This window comes from uncultured Sphingomonas sp., from assembly GCF_964244235.1.
Classification (GTDB): Bacteria; Pseudomonadota; Alphaproteobacteria; order Sphingomonadales; family Sphingomonadaceae; genus Sphingomonas.
Genome location: NZ_CAXTII010000139.1, coordinates 1 through 3,088 on the forward strand (window position 1 = coordinate 1; position 3,088 = coordinate 3,088).

Below are 3,088 nucleotides of genomic sequence, written 5' to 3' on the forward strand. Positions count from 1 at the left end.
TGAAACTGGTCGCCGCGTTCGACCACCGCCACATCTTCCTCGATCCCGACCCCGACCCCGCCGCCAGCTGGTCCGAGCGCGAGCGGATGTTCGCGCTGCCGCGTTCGAGCTGGGCGGATTACGACGGGTCGCTGATCTCGAGGGGTGGCGGCGTGTTCGCGCGAACCGACAAGACGATACCGCTCTCGCGGGAAATCCGCGCGATCCTCGGCATCACCGCCGACACGCTGGAACCCGCCGCGCTGATCGCCGCGATCCTGAAGGCTCCCGCAGACCTGCTGTGGTTCGGCGGCATCGGCACCTATGTGAAGGCGGCGTCCGAAGCCAATGTCGCGGTCGGCGATCCCGCCAACGACCGGTTGCGCATCGATGCGGAGGATTTGCGCGTGACCGCGATCGGCGAGGGTGCGAATCTGGGCGTGACCCAGGCCGCGCGTATCGCATTTTCGCTCCGCGGCGGGCGGATCAACACCGATTTCATCGACAATTCGGCAGGCGTCGATTGTTCGGACAACGAGGTCAACATCAAGATCGCGCTGAACCGCGAGATGAACGAAGGCCGCCTGCCCTTCGATGCGCGCAACACGCTGCTGACCCAGATGACCGACGATGTCGCGCACCTCGTGCTGGAGGACAACCGGCTTCAGACGCTGGCGCTGTCGATCGCGGAGCAGGACGGCCCGGCCGCGATTCCGAGCTATGTCCGTGTGATCGAGATGTTCGAGGAAACCGGCAGGCTCGACCGCGCGGTCGAGGGATTGGCGAGCAACGACGAACTGATGCGGCGCGGACAGGACGGGCGCGGGCTGACCCGGCCCGAACTCGCGGTGCTGCTCGCGACCGCGAAGCTCGCGCTGCAGGACGCGATCGAGCACGGGACGCTGGGTGGCGACGACGCGCTGAAGCCCGACCTCCACGCCGCCTTCCCGACCGCGATGCGCGAACGATACACGACCGCGATCGATGAACATCGGCTGCGCGGCGAAATCGTCGCGACGAAGCTGGCCAACCGGATCGTCAACCGGATGGGTATTCTCTACCCGTTCGAACTGGCGGAGGAGGAAGGTGCTGCGATGGTCGACATCGCGGCGATGTTCGTCGTCGCCGAACGTCTGCTTGGGCTGGATGCGCTGTGGACGGACATCGAGACCGCGGCGATGCCTGAGGCGGCCCGGATCGCGCTGTTCGACGAGACCGCGGTCGCGGCGCGGTCGCACATCGCCGACCTGCTGCGGGTCAGCGCGCCGGGCACCGATCCTGGCAGCGTGCTCGCGCGGCTGGCGAACGGCATCGCCGCGCTCGATCGGCAGATCCCGACGCTGCTGCTCGACGAGGCACGTACACAGGGCAATGCGATTGCCGCCACGCTTACGGCCACGGGGGCACCAGCCGACCTTGCGCAGCGCGTGGTGCGGCTGTTCACACTCGACGGCGCGGTCGGCCTGGCCGCGCTCGGCGAACGGCTACGGATCGACGAGGCGGTACTGACCCGCGCCTTCACGCATCTGGGGCAGGCGCTCGGCCTGGATTGGGCGCAGTCGACGGCGGCGCGGCTATCGCCGAGCGACCCTTGGGAGCGGCTGCTGATCGCCGGGCTGGCGCGCGATTTCCAGCAATTGCGGCTGGATTTCCTGGCGCGCGTCGGTGGCAGCGAACCGCAGGCGTCGGTGGATGCGTGGCTGTTGGCTAATGCGGCGCGGGTCGCGCAGTTCAAGGCTGTCATCGACCGCGCCCGCCACGCCGCGACACCGAATGCCGCGATGCTGGCGCAGATCGCCGGTCAGGCGCGGGTGTTGCTGGCGCGATAGAGCGGACTCGAACCGCTACCCCCGTTCCGTCATGCCGGGCTTGGCCCGGCATCCATCGTACCGCGCCTCCAAACGCGTCTTGTCTCGCGGCACGATGGACCCGGACCAAGTCCGGGGTGACGGGGACGTTGAGCAAATCGCCCCCACTCGCTAAAGCACTGGCATCGATTGCACGCCATCGGCTGCACATTCCAGTCAGACAGGACATATCCATGGGTTTCCGCTGCGGCATCGTGGGCCTGCCCAACGTCGGCAAGTCCACCCTCTTCAACGCGCTGACGCAGACGGCCGCGGCACAGGCAGCGAATTATCCGTTCTGCACGATCGAACCGAACGTGGGCAATGTCGGCGTTCCCGACAAGCGGCTCGATGCGCTGGCGAAGATCGCGCATTCGGCCAAGATCGTCGAAACCCAATTGGCGTTCGTCGACATCGCCGGGCTCGTCCGCGGCGCGTCCAAGGGCGAGGGCCTGGGCAACCAATTCCTGGGCAACATCCGCGAAGTCGATGCGATCGTTCATGTGCTTCGCTGTTTCGAGGACGGCGACGTCACGCACGTCGAGGGCAAGGTCGATCCCGTCGCAGATGCGGAGACCGTGGAAACGGAACTGATGCTGTCCGATCTCGACAGCCTGGAGAAACGCGTCCCCGCGCTCGCCAAGAAGGCGACGCAGGGCGACAAGGAGGCGAAGATCGCGGCGGCGGTCCTTGGCCAGGCGCTGGACCTGCTAAGGCAAGGAAAGCCCGCGCGGCTGACGCAACCGCGCGACGAGGAGGAGGCGCGGGTATTCGCGCAGGCGCAGCTGCTGACCGCCAAGCCCGTCCTGTACGTCTGCAATGTCGATGAAAGCGACGCCGCCGACGGCAACGCACACAGCGCGCGCGTGTTCGAGAAAGCGAAGTCGGCGGGTGCCGAGGCGGTCGTCGTCTCCGCCGCGATCGAAGCGGAGATCGCGACGATGCCCGCGGAGGATCGCGGGGAATTCCTGACCGAACTGGGGCTGGCGGAGACCGGCCTCGCCCGCGTCATCACTGCGGGCTACAAGCTGCTCCACCTGCTGACCTTCTTCACCGTCGGTCCCAAGGAAGCGCGAGCCTGGACCGTCCATAACGGCGCGAAGGCCCCGCAGGCGGCGGGCGAGATCCACACCGATTTCGAACGCGGCTTCATCCGCGCGGAAACGATCGCCTATGCCGACTATGTCGCGCTTGGCGGTGAGGCCGGTGCACGCGATGCGGGCAAATTGCGGCAGGAGGGCAAGGAATATCTTGTCCATGAC

General features: G+C 67.0%; 2 protein-coding genes. Both read left to right on the top strand.

Annotation, left to right across the window (positions count from 1 at the left end; all coding sequences use genetic code 11):
• A partial coding sequence (locus ACFE7D_RS14230; protein ID WP_375396067.1) for an NAD-glutamate dehydrogenase domain-containing protein occupies positions 1–1,808 on the top strand: 1,808 nt, incomplete at its 5' end.
• Between the two features lie 212 nt (positions 1,809–2,020).
• A partial coding sequence (gene ychF / locus ACFE7D_RS14235) for a redox-regulated ATPase YchF (protein ID WP_375396068.1) occupies positions 2,021–3,088 on the top strand: 1,068 nt, incomplete at its 3' end.